The organism is Acinetobacter sp. 243_ASPC, assembly GCF_001054715.1.
Classification (GTDB): domain Bacteria; phylum Pseudomonadota; class Gammaproteobacteria; order Pseudomonadales; family Moraxellaceae; genus Acinetobacter; species Acinetobacter soli.
On record NZ_JVOR01000095.1, the window covers coordinates 127574 to 143829 of the forward strand.

Sequence of the window (16256 nt, forward strand, 5' to 3'; positions counted from 1 at the left end):
ATTGCATATTTCTAAAAACTACTACCCGCGACAGACACTGTTGCTTATGCCTAATTTTTGGGTCACTTGTTCGATAATTTGTCTCGGTGAAAGCGTGATATCCACAACAATCGCTTCACCGACACTCGGCTCTTCGAGTGTATCTAGCTGGGTTTGCAACAACGATGGATCAAAGAAGTGATCCGCTCGTTCAGCAAGTCGCTTTTGCAAAACCTCGAACGAACCTTTTAAATAGACGAACCGCACATCTTGATCATTCGCGCGCAAGATCTCGCGATATGCATGTTTAAGCGAAGAACAAGTAAACACTGCGGTCTGGCCCATCTGCTGTTTTTGCTCGATTGCCTGACGAATGGCGTGTAACCACGGCAACCGATCTTCATCGGTGAGCGGAATCCCTTGGCTCATCTTGCTTTTATTGGCAGCCGAATGCAGCGTATCGCCATCAAGAAAATCACAAGACAACCGCTCGGACAATAACTTGCCAATTAACGACTTACCTGTTCCACAGACACCCATTGCGATCACAATCATGGCGATTCACCTTTAACTATATGAGGACGCTGAGTAACAGCGTAAAAGCCAAACCCAACACCGAAATAATGGTTTCCAATACAGACCAAGTTTTAAGTGTCTGCCCCACCGTCATACCGAAATATTCTTTGATCAGCCAAAAGCCTGCATCATTGACATGTGAAAACACCAATGAGCCTGAACCTGTAGCAAGAACCAACAGTTCCGGTCTAACTTCAACGCCCGCTGTGGCCGCAATCGGCGCGACAATACCGCAGGCTGTCGCCATTGCAACAGTAGCGGAACCCGTTGCCAGACGAATCAAGGCTGCAACAAACCAGCCTAAGAGTAATGGTGATAAATTTGCTTTTAATGCTGTAGAGACAATTTCATTCGAAATCCCGCTATCACGCAAAATGCCACCAAAACCACCACCCGCGCCAACGATCAACATAATGCCGGCAATCGAAGCCAAACAGCCGCCACAGAATTTTTCAATTTGTACGCGGGTGAAACCTTGCATGGTGCCAAAGGTAATAAAGCTCACCAATACTGCAATTAATAATGCAATATCAGAGGTTCCAATAAAACGCAGCAAATCGTTGGCAAAAGTTTTAGGTGCAAAAAATAGATCCGCCCAGCTACCTACCAGCATCAACGCCACAGGCAACATAATGGTGAAGATCGTGATACCAAAGCTTGGTAATTCCCGTGTTCTGTTGCTGTCTGCATCAATAAACTGCTGAGCCAAAGGGTTATGTTCAGGCAATTTGACATATTTGTTGATCCAGAGCGCATACACAGGCCCCGCAACAATCGCGGTAGGCACACCGACTAAAAGTGCATAAGCAATGGTTTTGCCAATATCAGCATTGTAGGCCTGCACCGCGAGTAGTGCTGCTGGATGTGGCGGAATCAAGCCATGCACCACAGATAAGCCTGCCAGCATAGGTAAACCCACAATCAGTAACGACTTACCCGTACGCTTGGCAATATTAAAAACAATCGGAATGAGCAGTACAAATCCGACTTCAAAAAACACAGGTAAACCCACCACAAGACCAATCACCATCATGGCCCAATGGATATTTTTCTCGCCAAACCATTGAATCAGTGTAATCGCAATGCGTTCTGCACCGCCCGACTCGGCCATCATCTTACCGAGCATGGTACCGAGTGCGATCACGATCGCAAGGTGGCCCAAAGTTTTACCAGTACCAGCTTCATATGATTTAACAATGTCACCCATTGGCATACCAACAGCTAAGGCCAAACCGAGTGAAACAATAATCAGCACCAGAAACGGGTAAATTCTGAACTTCGCGATCATGACCACTAAGGCAATAATCGCAACTATGGTGTAAATAAGTAACATGCCACCCTGTACGGTCTCCATGTGACACTTCTCCTTGATTTAATTCAATTTGAGCAAACCACCCAAACGAGTGTCTTCAATCGATTAATTTCCTGCGACTGAGACACTATTTTTTATCTTTAAGTATGATCAATATCAGATGATCACGTTCATGCAATATCTAAAAACTAATTAAAATTGATGCTTATTCAGTACGTAACTGACTTGCGGCTTGCGCCAAACGCGTAATTTCAGCCCAGTCTTGCGCCGCTACTACCTTTTTAGGTGTTAACCACGAGCCACCCACACACACAACATTCGGTTGCTTTAAGAAATCTGGAGCGGTCTCAACTGTGATGCCACCGGTTGGACAAAAGCGTAAATTTGGAAATGGGCCATAAAATGCCTGAAGCATTGCCACACCACCCGCTTGCTGGGCTGGGAAAAACTTAACCATGTCATAGCCGAGCTCAATCGCCTGAATCAAATCGCTTGGCGTCATCACACCAGGTAATAGCGGCAAACCGGCGTCTTGTGCTGCCAGATGCAAGTCTTTAGTCAAACCCGGCGACACACCAAATTGTGCACCTGCCTTTTTGGCTTGGGCGCAGTGTTCCGGTTTGGTGATGGTACCGACACCAACCACAATGTCATCAGCCAACTGACTTGCCCGCTCGATTGCAGCCAACCCGGCAGCCGTGCGCAAGGTGATTTCAAGCACTTTCACACCGCCAGCATGCAATGCACGAGATACATGCTCACCTTGTTCCGCCGAATCAAATGCCAGTACTGGAATCACAGGGCCTAACTGAACAACATCTTCCATCTTGATCATGATTTTTTGTTCCTATTCTTTATTCTTCAACGTTAAACTTGAACGTCTTCGCCGACCAAGGCACCAAATACAGAAGCACCATGCTCGGCAGGTGCGGCCGCCGAGCGAAATACACCAAATAACTCACGACCAAAACCAACTTCGTTTTCAGCCTGATGCGCTGGCTGTGCAACAGGACGTGATTGCCAAACCTCCTCATCAAGCTCCACATCAAGTACGCCAGCCTCGGCATCGATGATCAGCATATCGCCGGTTTGTACCTTGGCAATCGGACCATTGAGTAAGGCTTCTGGAGACAGATGAATCACGGCTGGAACTTTGCCCGATGCACCCGACATGCGCCCATCGGTGACCAAAGCAACATGAAAACCCTGATCTTGTAATACACCCAGCAAAGGTGTTAAACGATGTAGTTCTGGCATTCCGTTGGCGCGTGCACCTTGAAAGCGAACCACTGCGATAAAATCACGATGCAACTCACCACGATCAAATGCAGCTTGCACCGCCTCTTGTGAATCAAACACAATGGCAGGCGCTTTGACTTTACGGTGCTCTGGTGCAACCGCAGAAATCTTGATCACACCCCGACCTAAGCGGCCCTGCATTAAACGCAAACCACCATCAGGCTGAAACGGCGCATCAATGCTACGCAATACTTTTTCATCTAAACTTTGCGCGACTGCATCCACCCAAGTCAGCTTACCGTCTATAAGTTTTGGCTCTTTGGTATAGTGCTGCAAACCTTTACCAGCTACCGTGTTGACATCGTTGTGCAACAACCCAGCCTCAAGCAAATTACGAATGAGGAAGGCAACACCACCGGCAGCTTGGAAGTGATTGACATCGGCCTTGCCATTTGGATAAATCTTCGCAAGCAATGGCACAACAGCAGACAACTCATCGAAGTCATCCCAGTCAATTAAAACGCCTGCCGCACGGGCAATGGCAATCAGATGCAAGGTATGGTTGGTTGATCCACCTGTGGCCAGTAAGGCCACAATGCCATTGATAATTGATTTTTCATCTACAACATGGCCAATTGGCGTATAGTTGCCGCGTTCAACAGTTAAATCGAGCACACGAATTGCTGCTTCTGCCGTCAGCGCATCGCGCAACGGCGTATGAGGATGAACAAATGCCGCACTCGGCAAATGCAAGCCCATCACTTCCATCAGCATTTGGTTGCTGTTCGCGGTACCGTAAAATGTACAGGTCCCTTGACCATGGTAAGCAGCAGACTCAGCCTCTAACAACACGTCACGCCCGACTTCACCTGTTGCAAACTGTTGGCGGATTTTGGCCTTGTCGTCATTCGACAAACCACTGGTCATTGGGCCAGCAGGCACAAAAATGGTCGGTAAATAGCCAAATTGTAACGCACCAATCAATAAGCCCGGTACGATCTTGTCGCAAACACCCAGACACAATGCCGCATCAAACATATTGTGAGACAGCGCAATGGCAGTACTCATCGCAATCGTTTCACGAGAAAATAACGACAGTTCCATACCAGCATTACCTTGCGTAATGCCATCACACATTGCGGGTACACCGCCAGCAAATTGTGCTACACCGCCATTTTCTCGCGCTGCTGTTTTAATTAAATCTGGAAATGATTTATAGGGTGCATGCGCCGAGAGCATTTCATTATAAGAAGATACAATGCCGATATTGGGTTCGCGTCCGACTTTAATAATGAGTTTTTCTGAATCGTCCATGCTGGCAAAACCATGTGCCAGATTGGCACATGAAAGCGCACCACGAGCAGGAAATTTGCCTTGCGCATCTTCAATACGCTGTAAGTATGCAGCACGGGTTTTTTGGCTACGTGCAATCACACGCTCGGTCACTTTTACTAATATCGGATTCGGCAAGTCCATGCTGGGCGCTCCTTTTACAACCGGATAAGCTGGCAAAAAAATAAACCAAATGATTCTAAGATCATTTGAAAAAATAAATAATAGTATTGGGGTAAAAAGCCACGTGCTATCTCAGTGAATACTAATTCGACAGTCCGTATACATACTTTAAATGGTATAGAGAAATTAGATTTTTAAAATCAGAAGCTCTTAAAAAAGCCTATATATCATTACACTCAAAACCGGTTTTTAAAACTACAGCAAGATTATCTCAATATCAATACCAAGAAATACATTTAAATACACACCATCCAATGACTGTATAAAATAAAATCATATTACAAATTAAATATTTGATTTTTATGTTTTTATTTTGATTATTTCTTTTAATTATACAAGAAATTTAATAGAAAAATTTCATTATATTTTTAAAATTAATAGTAGTATTTCTATTTTTTATATCAATTCATGATTACCAATTTTAATAGTACATATACTTATCTGTATACCTTGTTAAGTTAATACAGCTTATTTATATTCTGAATGGAAAGAATTTATTCAAATAAATCTAAAGGTATTTAAAAAATTAATTGTATGAGCCATAAATTATTTATGTACAAAAAAACCGAACTATTCACTGCTGTGAAAATAAACACATCGATTAAAATATGGACGAAATTAAGATTAGTGAGAAATGGTTTGAAGAAGATTATTCTGAGTGATTAATACTTAATATATATAAATCTTAAAGTGTATTAATTAGGCACCAAGCTTATTTATTTCAATTTTTATAAAAAACCAAACTGCCTTTCTGTTCGTAATGGCTTCTTAGTGATGCTTCATTTTTATCAGCGAATATTCTTTTCGCTTCATCTATCCCTATTGATGCTGGCTTATAGTTTGCATCGCGCAGTTTAGATTCACATCAATCAAATATCCGAAAAAATAAAAACAACTTAAAATAATGATTTTTAATCATTTATTTAAAAATTTAAACCATTTTTTAAATAAAATTATCTTACCAAAAGCCAAATTTTTATACAGGAGGTTCGCCCCTATAGAGTTCCAGATCACACGATTTTCATCAATCATTTAGCTGACAGACAGTCTAATTCGCTATGATCAAAGCTCGGCATGGATCTTGTGCGTGGTGCAATTCCTTACAACCAATATCGTGCTCTTTTTTCAATGCCAGTGTGATTGGTGCTTGGCAGTAGGCTATAAATTGTTTAATCGTCGATAGTGCTTAAGTCTAATCTGCTAAAGTCTATCTTGGACATAAAAACAACACATGTTAAAACATTAAGTATGCGCTAACCTTCGAATCGTTCATGAATTTGAATTTCAAGTGAACAAATAATTTACAACAGCAATCGGGTAACCTATCGTGTCTACATCAGTATTAGTTATTAACTGCGGTTCTTCCTCTATCAAATATGCGTTGGTTTCTGAACGTCGTGAAGATCGGATCTATGGGCTGGCAGAGAATTTGGGTGGTGCAGATGCGCGTATCAAAGGTATTACCGTTGGAGGCGAGCCGCTTGAACTCTCTATTCCATATGCAGATCACGAAAAAGCACTAGAAACCTTATTGGCTCGACTCGCCAATTACAAACCGCAAGCCATCGGGCATCGCGTCGTTCATGGCGGCAGCTTAACCAAAGCCGAACTCCTCACGCCAGAAATTATTGATCGAATCCGCGCTGCCACACCGCTGGCTCCGCTACACAATCCAGCACATTTAATTGGTATTGACGCCACCATGCGTTTGTTCCCAGAATTGCCACAAGTGGCTGTATTCGACACGGCGTTTCATCAAACCATGCCGGCACATGCATACCGCTATGCTGTACCTAAATTTTTGTTTACCGAACACAATGTTCGCCGCTATGGTTTCCACGGTACCAGTCACGCTTATGTATCAGAGCGTGGAAGTCAGTTGGCAGGGCAAGTTAAACAAGGGGGTTGGTTAACTGCTCATTTAGGTAATGGGAGCTCGACCTGCGCCATTTGGAACGGCGAAAGCCAAGATACGTCGATGGGCATGACCCCACTTGAAGGTGTTGTTATGGGCACACGTAGTGGTGATATTGACCCTAGTCTTCATAGCTTTTTAGCCAGCAATCTAGGTTGGGATATTGCCAAGATCGACACCATGCTCAACAAAGAAAGTGGCTTACTGGGGCTTTCAGATCAACTCTCCAATGATATGCGCACGCTGATTGAGGCCGCAGATACAGGGCATGAAGATGCCCAACTTGCAATTGAAGTGTTCTGCTATCGTTTAGCCAAATCGCTGGCTGCATTAAGCTGCGCACTTCCACGCCTTGACGGTTTATTCTTCACAGGTGGAATTGGGGAAAACTCAGCATATATTCGTGAAAAAACCATGGCATATTTGCCACACTTTGGTTTTGCGCTCGACAAAACACGCAATAACGGCTTAAAACGTGGTACGGAAGGTCGAATCGACAATGGCACTGGACCTCAAATCTGGGTTATTCCAACCGATGAAGAAGGCCGGATTGCCAAAGAAACCGAACAGGTCGTCGAACAGGCTAAAACTGCTGATGTGCATGTGCAAATGGCGTAAGCATTCAATGATTTCTATAATTCTTTTTTGATAAGGCGGTTATGAATACTCTTTTACTGATTCCTACCGGGGAAGGCGTTGGCCTGACTTCAGCCTGTTTAGGCCTGATTTATGCACTCGATTGCAACGGTATTAAGGCCGGATTTTTAAAGCCATTTTCACAGGAACTCCCGAATCAGGTGGATCGAACCACCTCCTTATTCAGCCATCTTTTCCAAGGCACCACCGTGACCTCGATTGCACACGAAAAAGTGCTACAACGCTGGGCACTCGGTGAGCGCGACGAACTACTCGAAGAAGCAGTGAGTCTACATCGAAATGTTGCAGCCAATTATGACGTGATCATTGTGGAAGGCCTTTTGCCCACTGCTCAAGATCATTTTGCGACTGAACTGAATGCGGCGTTGGCTCAAGCACTCGATGCAAAGGTAGTGCTGGTGAGTACAGCAGATGTGCAAAATCCGCGTCGTACAGCAGAGAAAGTTGAAGCACATCTACATCAGTTTGGCGGTACATCCTCAAATCGTACCGCTGGTGTGCTGTTTATGCGTACCCGTGGCTTACCTGAAGAAACTGCGCATATTCCACTGACCATTGATCCATCATTGCGCCTAGATAATGAAATTGCAGACTTTAGCAAAGAGCTACAACGTTATAATCGACATCTTGGCTCACCAACCTTGCCAATTATTGGCATGGTGCCTTTTAGCAATACCTTAAGTGTACCGCGCACGCTCGATATTGCCTCTGTGGTTGAAGGTGACTGGATTCATCAAGGTGATGCCAAACATCGTCGTATTTTGCATTCGAGTCTAATTGCGTCCAGTATCGAATATGAGCTGAATAAGTTTATTGCGGGTGAACTGATTATCAGTGCATCGGAGCGCACAGATGTCCTGTTGGCCAGTAGCTTAGCCACCAGTAACGGTATTCCACTGGCAGGCTTGGTGCTCACCGAACGCAAAGCGCCGAATCCACAAATTCTGGATTTTTGTCAGCATGCCATCAAGCAAGGCTTACCGATTTTACACACCCAACTCAATACACTGGAAACTGCACAACGACTGGCCGATTTTGGAAACGAGATCCCTACCGACGACACCGAACGTGCAGAACAAGTCACGCGTTTTGTCTCAAGTCATATCGATGTGACTTGGCTTCAAGCCCAGATTAATACAGGGGTTCAGCCCCGTTTATCTCCATCGGCATTTCGTCATGAGCTGGTACAAAAATCAATTGCAGCCAAAAAGCGCATTGTACTGCCAGAAGGCGATGAACCACGCACCGTTCAGGCCGCTGCCATTTGCCAGTCTCGCGGGATTGCGCACTGTATCTTGTTGGCCAAACCAGAAACTGTGGTGGAGGTAGCCAAAGCACGAGGAATTGAATTGCCCGATGATCTGGAAATTATTGATCCCGATCTGATTCGCAATCAGTACATCGCACCAATGGTGGAGCTACGTAAAGGAAAGCTGAGCGATCTTCAAGCCAAAGAGCAGCTTCAAGATACCGTAGTTTTAGGCACCATGATGCTGGCACTCGATCAGGTGGATGGATTGGTTTCTGGTGCAATTCATACCACCGCCAATACAGTTCGCCCCGCTTTTCAATTGATTAAGACAGCACCCAACTATTCTTTAGTTTCCTCTGTCTTTTTCATGCTGCTTCCAGATGAAGTTTATGTGTATGGTGATTGCGCAATTAATCCAGACCCAGATGCCGATCAACTGGCCGAGATTGCCATTCAATCGGCAGATTCTGCAAAAGCCTTTGGCATTGAACCGCGCATTGCCATGATCAGTTACTCTACCGGCACCTCAGGTACAGGTGCAGACGTAGAAAAAGTGGTCCGTGCCACTGAAATTGCCAAACAACGTCGCCCAGACTTACTGATTGATGGACCACTGCAATACGATGCCGCCTCGGTTGAAAGTGTTGGCCGACAAAAAGCACCAGATTCAAAAGTCGCTGGCCGCGCCAATGTGTTTATTTTTCCAGACTTAAATACGGGTAATACCACCTATAAAGCAGTTCAGCGCTCGGCAAACGTGGTGAGTGTTGGCCCGATGTTGCAAGGTCTAAATAAACCGGTTAATGATTTATCACGTGGCGCATTGGTCGATGACATCGTGTTTACCATTGCGCTGACCGCTATTCAGGCCGAGCAGCAACTTGAAGCAAAAGCTGCTGCGCTAGCCTCATAATCACTTTTAATCGCTCTTTAAAAAGCCATTTGCCACGATCAAGTGGCTTTTTAAATTGATTACCAGTGTTACTTCTTTTGAGCCAACCATACCGTATGTCCAGTACATTCTGGATCTTCTGCAATCATTTTGATGATTTTAAAGCCATATCGAGCCAGTAAGTTCCGATATTCTGCGGCATCTAAACTGGCATGATAAAGTGGCTCACCAAACATATCACCAATCGCCTCCCCATCGCTTGGCCCACTGGTAAACATAAGCACACCACCTGATGCAGCATGCATTGAAAACTGTGCAAGCATCTGGCGCTGATCTTCAGGGTTAAGATGAAAAAAACTATCCCACGCCAAGATACCATCAAAGGTTTGCTCAGCACGAAACTGACGAATATCGGCATTTATCCATATCTGTTCAGGAAAATTTTGCTGTGCCATATCTAGCATGACTGTGGACGCATCAACTCCCGTCAATTGACAACCCTGTTCAATCAAATATTTTGCAATGGGTATCCCCGAACCACATCCCAAATCAACTACCTTTGCAGACATGGGTAATAGACCTAAAAAACGATCAAGCCATATTTTTTCGTGTAGAAAATCGCCTCTTAACTGTGTCCAATCACGACCATGTTTTTGATAAATTTCAATAATACTTTTTGCTAAATCACTATACTGCATTAGGATCTTCTCTGTATTAAAAGCACAATTTCCTGCTCTGAATCGCAATCTATGTATCCCTTCGACCTTTAGCCAAAATCTCGCCAAAACTCCCCACAGCCTGATCGTTTTATCATATAATTTAGCCCGCTAGCTAACTGCCCGCTCAAGAGATTTTTTGGTATGACCACAATTATCAAACAAGAAGACTTGATCACTTCGGTCAAGGACGCCCTTCAGTTCATTTCCTACTATCATCCGCAAGATTTCATTCAGGCCATGAGCCGCGCGTATGACCGTGAAGCGAACCAAGCTGCAAAGGATGCAATCGCGCAAATTCTCATCAACTCTCGTATGTGTGCAGAAGGCCATCGCCCAATCTGTCAAGATACGGGGATCGTCAACGTTTTTGTTGATGTAGGTCTAGACGTTAAGTTTGATCTGAGCATGAGCCTAGACGATGCAATCAATGAAGGTGTACGCCAAGGTTATCTTGAAAATACCAACGTACTGCGTGCTTCAGTGCTTGCAGATCCGGCTTTTGGTCGTAAAAATACCAAAGACAATACACCTGCCGTGATTCACTATAAGCTCGTTCCGGGCAACAAAGTTGACATTACTGTTGCAGCAAAAGGTGGCGGTTCTGAAAACAAATCTAAACTTGCCATGCTCAATCCATCAGATTCGATTGTAGACTGGGTACTCAAAACAGTTCCAACCATGGGTGCTGGCTGGTGTCCGCCAGGTATGCTCGGTATCGGGATTGGCGGTACTGCTGAAAAAGCCATGATGCTTGCCAAAGAAGCATTGATGGAAGAAATCAACATGGACGAGCTACTTCGCCGTGGGCCAGAAAACAAAATCGAAGAACTTCGTATCGAAATCTTTGAAAAAGTAAATGCGCTCGGGATTGGTGCACAAGGTTTGGGCGGCTTAACCACAGTCCTCGATATTAAAATTAAAGATTATCCATGTCATGCAGCAGGTAAGCCTGTTGGTATGATTCCAAACTGCGCCGCAACTCGTCATGCCCACTTTCAGCTAGATGGTTCAGGCCCAGCGCATATTCAAGCCCCTAAACTTGAAGATTACCCAGAAGTGACGTGGGATGCGTCTAAATCAAAACGCGTGAATCTCGACACTATCACCCAAGAAGAAATGAACTCTTGGCAGCCGGGCGATACCTTGTTGCTTAGTGGCACCATGTATACTGGCCGTGATGCAGCGCATAAACGCTTAGTCGAAATGATCGACAACGGCGAAGAGCTTCCTGTCGACTTAAAAGGTAAATTTATTTACTACGTTGGTCCGGTTGATCCTGTACGTGACGAAGTGGTTGGACCTGCTGGCCCAACAACCGCAACGCGTATGGACAAATTCACACGTAAAGTGCTTGAGCACACGGGTCTGTTTGGCATGATTGGTAAAGCAGACCGTGGCCCAACAGCCATTGAAGCGATTAAAGACAATCAAGCCACTTACCTGATGGCTGTCGGTGGTGCAGCGTATTTGGTTTCAAAAGCAGTTCGTGAAGCCGAAGTGGTTGCCTTTGCAGATTTGGGGATGGAAGCCATCTACAAATTTGTAGTTGAAGATATGCCGGTTTCCGTTGCAGTTGATGTAAACGGTACATCGGTACATGCCATTGCACCTAAAATCTGGCAAGAAAAAATTGGCAAAATCCCTGTGATTGATGCTACTGCGGGTTAATCAAAAGAGAAAGCGCCTTCGGGCGCTTTTTTATTCTTCAGATTTTGTGTTCACTCACCATGTGAGTGGATTCCACAGTTTAAACGGCTTGACCAACAATACATCACTCTTTTCATCGTACTTTGCCGGTTTAAGCTCTTGCGCTTTACTTCGAATTTTACCGTTTTGATCTTGCGCAACAAAATTATAACTCGATGATTTTAGGCGGGTAAATGCAATCTGATTACGCCCAGTTTTTTCAGGCACGATTAAAAATGGTCCAGAGCGCTCTTTGCGCCCTGGATTTTCTTCATCGTATTTCACGTAATAGCTTTGTCCAGCCTCAACACTCATGTCGATATATTTAGGGTCTTGAAAATGAAACACTGTAAGTGGACGACTGCTCGACAGTCGATAGGTACCCGCGGGAAGCTCAATCCAGTAATAATGATTGTTTAACAAGCTTGGAATACGTTTACCATTGATAAATAAATTGGCTGCCGCAATTTCCTGCTGATTCCAGCGCGTGTCGGGTCGATATAGATACACCACGGCCGCTTGTGGATTTTGTGGCTGAATGGGTTGAAAGTATTGACCCAGTTTTTGATTGACCCACCCTCCCACGCTAAATTTCCCGACATGATACTGATCGGTAATTCCGGGTTTCTGCGTCACATCGACAGGCGGTAAAGTCGAGCGCAGTGCTTGCACATCAGACGATTGAGGCACACTATGCTGACATCCTGTAAGCAACCCCACACCACATAATAAAAAACATAGATTACGCATGACATCCCTCGAAGCGCTTTTTTTGAATTATTTTTGAGCAATCACTTTGCATCTTTTGTTTTTTTAGATTAACACCAGCCGTTTTTAAAGCCAATAAAAAAGCATGAAATGCGTAAACAAATCATGCTTTTTCAGACGAAACAAATTAAGCCGATTTTGAATCAATCACCTTTAGGTCTGAAGCACTTTGCTCTTGACCAGATGTTTTGGCTAAATGTTCCTTCTTGTAAACAGGCGCAGCTTTGCCCTGAATCACCTCTTCATTGACAATCACAGTACCCACATCTTGACGGCTTGGTAGGTCGTACATGGTTTCAAGCAATACATTTTCCATGATCGAACGTAAACCACGTGCACCGGTATTACGCTCTAATGCCTTTTTGGCAATGGCTCGTAAAGCCGACTCTTCAAATACCAAATCTACATTTTCCATCTGGAATAAAGATTCGTATTGACGCGTTAATGCATTTTTTGGCTCAGTCAAAATTTGCATAAGTGCTGCTTCGTCTAGCTCTTCGAGCGTTGCAATCACTGGCAAACGGCCAATAAATTCAGGAATCAAACCAAATTTAACCAAATCGGTTGGCTCAACCTGACGGAAAAGCTCAGCCAGCTTTTTGCTTTCGTCTTTCTTTTTGACTTCAGCATTAAAGCCGATACCACCTTTTTCATGGCGCTGCTGTACAATTTTTTCCAGACCAGAAAAAGCACCACCACAAATAAACAGGATATTTGAAGTATCAATCTGGATGAATTCCTGCTGTGGATGCTTGCGACCACCTTGAGGCGGGATAGAAGCCACAGTGCCTTCAATCATTTTAAGCAAGGCTTGCTGCACACCTTCACCCGAAACATCGCGTGTGATAGATGGGTTTTCAGACTTACGGGTAATTTTATCGATCTCGTCGATATAAATAATCCCTTTTTGCGCCTTCTCGACATCGTAATCTGCTTTTTGAAGCAGCTTCTGTACGATATTTTCCACATCCTCACCCACATAACCTGCTTCGGTAAGGGTGGTGGCATCGGCCATTGCAAACGGTACATCCAGCAAACGTGCCAGTGTTTGTGCCAGTAAAGTTTTACCAGAACCCGTTGGTCCAATCAGCAAAATATTACTTTTTGCAATTTCGACTGCATGTTGCTTGTTGGCCTGCCCAGACTGCCCTGCTTTTAAACGCTTGTAATGGTTATATACCGCAACAGATAAGGTTTTCTTTGCCAGATCTTGACCAATCACATACTGATCGAGTGCCGCCCGAATCTCATGAGGTTTTGGCAAATCACGACTTGCCCAATCTCCTGCTTCAACTTGCTGGCTCGTTTGAACAAGATCCAAGCACACATCCACACATTCATTACAGATATAGGCGTTCTCGCCTGCGATTAGTTTCCCAACCTCAGACTGAGACTTGCCACAGAATGAACAGTGTTTTTGTCCTTGAGGATGTTCGGACATATCTACTCCACAACTTAAATCTTAAAAATTAGGGACGTTTAGAGAGCACTGCATCGACTAAACCGTATTCTTTTGCCGCTTGCGCAGTCATGAAATTATCACGATCGGTATCACGTGCGACACGCTCATAGTCTTGGCCACTGTGCTCTGCCATCAGACGATTTAAGCGCTCTTTGATAAATAGAATTTCACGTGCGTGAATTTCGATATCCGATGCCTGACCACGGAATCCACCTAAAGGTTGGTGAATCATAACACGTGCATTTTCAAGGCAATAACGTTTGCCCTTGGCACCCGCATTCAGCAAGAAAGCACCCATAGATGCAGCCTGACCCATACAGTAAGTCACGACATCAGGCTTGATAAACTGCATGGTATCATAAATTGCCATACCCGCTGTCACCGACCCACCTGGTGAGTTGATGTAAAGGTGGATGTCTTTATCTGGGTTCTCTGCTTCTAAAAACAACATCTGAGCAACAATTAAGTTTGCCATATTGTCTTCGACTTCACCCGTCAAAAAGATGACTCGCTCACGTAAAAGACGTGAAAAAATATCAAATGAACGCTCGCCGCGTGATGATTGTTCAACTACAACAGGAACTAAAGCATTTTCAATCGTTGGAACATACATACGTTTATTTATTCCTAAATTTTTTGTAACTTAACCCATAATCACAATATGAGGGATAATTACTGAAATTGCAAAAAGATTCCAAAGGAAATATCAGATAATTTCAGCTGAAGATAGCGGATTTGGTTGAAACACAACAAAATCACTACAACCATAAAAAAAGGCGCTTGCGCGCCCTTTTTTATCAACAACAATTAACGCGCTTGGCGAGCTTGCTGTTCTTTTAACAACTCTTCGTAAGATACCGCTGTATCTGTTACTTTCGCAGCAGCCAAGATGTGGTCCACTACTTGATCTTCAAGCACAACAGCTTCGATTTGAGCACGTTGTTGCTGATCATTTTTGAAGTATTCAACGACTTCTGTTGGATCTTCGTAAGAAGATGCCATTTCGTCGATGTAGGCATCAACACGCGCTTGATCAACTTCAAGTTTCGCATCAGCAAGTACTTTGCTTACAAGTACGCCAAGTTTCACTGATTTTTCAGCTTGTTCCTTGAACAATTCGTCTGGAAGCATGCTCTTGTCAAATGATTGAGCGCCTGCACCACCAAACTGCTGCGTGAACTGCTGAATCATTTGCTGACGCTGACGATCAATTTCTTGTGCAACCATTGCTTCAGGCACTTCGATTTCGTTCGCTGCAACAAGTGCATCAAAAGTCGCTTGTTTCACTTGGTTACGAAGACCGTTACGTACTTCGCGCTCCATGTTTTTGCGTACATCTGATTTTAGCTTTTCTACGCCTTCTTCTTCAGTAAGACCGAAGATTTTTAAGAATTCTGCATCGATTTCTGGAAGCTTTGGTTTTTCAACTTGCTTCACAGTGATTTTGAATTTCGCTGCTTTACCTGCGAGGTTAGCTGCTTGGTAATCTTCTGGGAAAGTCACATCGATAACTTTCTCTTCACCCGCTTTCATGCCCACGATACCGTCTTCAAAGCCCGGAATCATACGGCCAGAACCCAAGACCAATTTAAAGTCTTCAGCAGAACCGCCTTCAAACTTCTCACCGTCTACTTCGCCTTCGAAGTCAAAAGTTACTTGCATGTCTTTTTTCGCCATGCCTTTGGTCACAGCCCAAGTTTGACGTTGTTTTTGCAAGTTTTCGATCATGACATCAACGTCTTTGTCGTTGATTTCAGTCGCTTTACGCTCAACTTCTAATGCATCAAACGCGTTTACTTCAACTTCTGGGTACACTTCGACAGTTGCTTCGTACACCAAAGCATCATCTTTATGTTCAACTTTTTCAATGTTTGGCATGCCAACAGCATTGATTTTTTCTTGTTGAATCGCTTCAAATACGGTGTCACGAATGATGTCATTGACCACTTCTTGGTAAATGCCAGCACCGAAATCTGAACGAACGCGAGACAAAGGCACTTTTCCAGGACGGAAGCCGTTGATTTTCACAGTTTTGGCAGTGCGTTTTAAACGAGCTTCAAATTGCTCATTAATACGGCTCGTCGGTACAGAAACATTTAAACGACGGGCAACGCCCGAAACCGCTTCAGTCGTTACTTGCATGGCTTCCTCGATAATTTGGTTAGGTAGTAACAATTTTTAAAGTGCCACATTATATGACAACTTTACCGATATACAAAACGGATCATGAAATTGCAACTTTTTTATTCATTTTTCAAGGTAAAGTTGGCTGAAATAGGTCTGA

At 44.1% G+C, this 16256-nt stretch carries 12 protein-coding genes; 3 read left to right on the top strand and 9 right to left on the bottom strand.

Features of this window, described 5'->3' with window-relative positions; genetic code table 11:
- Positions 1–21 precede the first annotated feature (21 nt).
- The 4 genes from ADA42_RS12735 to edd all read right to left on the bottom strand — a co-directional run bounded on the left by ADA42_RS12735 (position 22) and on the right by edd (position 4582).
- Positions 22–534 carry a gluconokinase gene (locus ADA42_RS12735; protein ID WP_004932877.1) on the bottom strand — a complete coding sequence of 171 codons (513 nt, stop codon included), beginning with the start codon at positions 532–534 and terminating at the stop codon, positions 22–24.
- A gap of 16 nt (positions 535–550) precedes the next feature.
- Positions 551–1909, bottom strand: a complete 1359-nt coding sequence (locus ADA42_RS12740) for a gluconate:H+ symporter (protein WP_004932875.1) — start codon at positions 1907–1909, stop codon at positions 551–553.
- Between the two features lie 163 nt (positions 1910–2072).
- A complete protein-coding gene (eda, locus tag ADA42_RS12745) occupies positions 2073–2702 on the bottom strand; it encodes a bifunctional 4-hydroxy-2-oxoglutarate aldolase/2-dehydro-3-deoxy-phosphogluconate aldolase (protein WP_004943699.1) in 630 nt (209 codons plus the stop codon).
- Between the two features lie 32 nt (positions 2703–2734).
- Complete coding sequence (gene edd / locus ADA42_RS12750) at positions 2735–4582, bottom strand: phosphogluconate dehydratase (protein ID WP_048765623.1); 1848 nt, start codon at positions 4580–4582, stop codon at positions 2735–2737.
- Positions 4583–5948: 1366 nt separating this feature from the next.
- On the opposite strand from edd, the gene ADA42_RS12755 reads away from it, so the two are divergent.
- Entirely contained in the window at positions 5949–7154 is a 1206-nt protein-coding gene (locus tag ADA42_RS12755) for an acetate/propionate family kinase (protein WP_004932868.1), read from the top strand.
- 41 nt (positions 7155–7195) lie between these two features.
- Complete coding sequence (pta, locus tag ADA42_RS12760; protein ID WP_004943707.1) at positions 7196–9358, top strand: phosphate acetyltransferase; 2163 nt, start codon at positions 7196–7198, stop codon at positions 9356–9358.
- 68 nt (positions 9359–9426) lie between these two features.
- Here pta and ADA42_RS12765 read toward each other — a convergent pair whose 3' ends face one another.
- The gene (locus ADA42_RS12765; protein WP_048765624.1) at positions 9427–10035 is read right to left on the bottom strand and encodes a class I SAM-dependent methyltransferase; all 609 of its coding nucleotides are present in this window, start codon (positions 10033–10035) and stop codon (positions 9427–9429) included.
- 162 nt (positions 10036–10197) lie between these two features.
- Here ADA42_RS12765 and ADA42_RS12770 point away from each other — a divergent pair, with 162 nt between their 5' ends.
- On the top strand, positions 10198–11724 hold the full coding sequence (locus ADA42_RS12770) for a fumarate hydratase (protein WP_004943712.1): 1527 nt from the start codon (positions 10198–10200) through the stop codon (positions 11722–11724).
- 54 nt (positions 11725–11778) lie between these two features.
- Here ADA42_RS12770 and ADA42_RS12775 read toward each other — a convergent pair whose 3' ends face one another.
- The 4 genes from ADA42_RS12775 to tig form a co-directional block, all read right to left on the bottom strand.
- A complete protein-coding gene (locus ADA42_RS12775; protein ID WP_004943714.1) occupies positions 11779–12492 on the bottom strand; it encodes a DUF2846 domain-containing protein in 714 nt (237 codons plus the stop codon).
- A gap of 145 nt (positions 12493–12637) precedes the next feature.
- Positions 12638–13951, bottom strand: coding sequence for an ATP-dependent Clp protease ATP-binding subunit ClpX (gene clpX / locus ADA42_RS12780; RefSeq protein WP_004943716.1), 1314 nt, complete (start codon positions 13949–13951; stop codon positions 12638–12640).
- Positions 13952–13979: 28 nt separating this feature from the next.
- Positions 13980–14585: an ATP-dependent Clp endopeptidase proteolytic subunit ClpP gene (gene clpP / locus ADA42_RS12785; protein WP_004932834.1), complete on the bottom strand. Its 606-nt coding sequence runs from the start codon at positions 14583–14585 to the stop codon at positions 13980–13982.
- Between the two features lie 194 nt (positions 14586–14779).
- A complete protein-coding gene (tig, locus tag ADA42_RS12790) occupies positions 14780–16114 on the bottom strand; it encodes a trigger factor (RefSeq protein ID WP_004932831.1) in 1335 nt (444 codons plus the stop codon).
- Positions 16115–16256: the final 142 nt, after the last annotated feature.

Excerpts from the sequence above, each read along its gene's own strand:
- ADA42_RS12735 (WP_004932877.1), bottom strand. The coding sequence starts at position 534 with ATGATTGTGATCGCAATGGGTGTCTGTGGAACAGGTAAGTCGTTAATT.
- ADA42_RS12740 (WP_004932875.1), bottom strand. The coding sequence starts at position 1,909 with ATGGAGACCGTACAGGGTGGCATGTTACTTATTTACACCATAGTTGCG.
- eda (WP_004943699.1), bottom strand. The coding sequence starts at position 2,702 with ATGATCAAGATGGAAGATGTTGTTCAGTTAGGCCCTGTGATTCCAGTA.
- edd (WP_048765623.1), bottom strand. The coding sequence starts at position 4,582 with ATGGACTTGCCGAATCCGATATTAGTAAAAGTGACCGAGCGTGTGATT.
- pta (WP_004943707.1), top strand. The coding sequence starts at position 7,196 with ATGAATACTCTTTTACTGATTCCTACCGGGGAAGGCGTTGGCCTGACT.
- ADA42_RS12765 (WP_048765624.1), bottom strand. The coding sequence starts at position 10,035 with ATGCAGTATAGTGATTTAGCAAAAAGTATTATTGAAATTTATCAAAAA.
- ADA42_RS12770 (WP_004943712.1), top strand. The coding sequence starts at position 10,198 with ATGACCACAATTATCAAACAAGAAGACTTGATCACTTCGGTCAAGGAC.
- ADA42_RS12775 (WP_004943714.1), bottom strand. The coding sequence starts at position 12,492 with ATGCGTAATCTATGTTTTTTATTATGTGGTGTGGGGTTGCTTACAGGA.
- clpX (WP_004943716.1), bottom strand. The coding sequence starts at position 13,951 with ATGTCCGAACATCCTCAAGGACAAAAACACTGTTCATTCTGTGGCAAG.
- clpP (WP_004932834.1), bottom strand. The coding sequence starts at position 14,585 with ATGTATGTTCCAACGATTGAAAATGCTTTAGTTCCTGTTGTAGTTGAA.
- tig (WP_004932831.1), bottom strand. The coding sequence starts at position 16,114 with ATGCAAGTAACGACTGAAGCGGTTTCGGGCGTTGCCCGTCGTTTAAAT.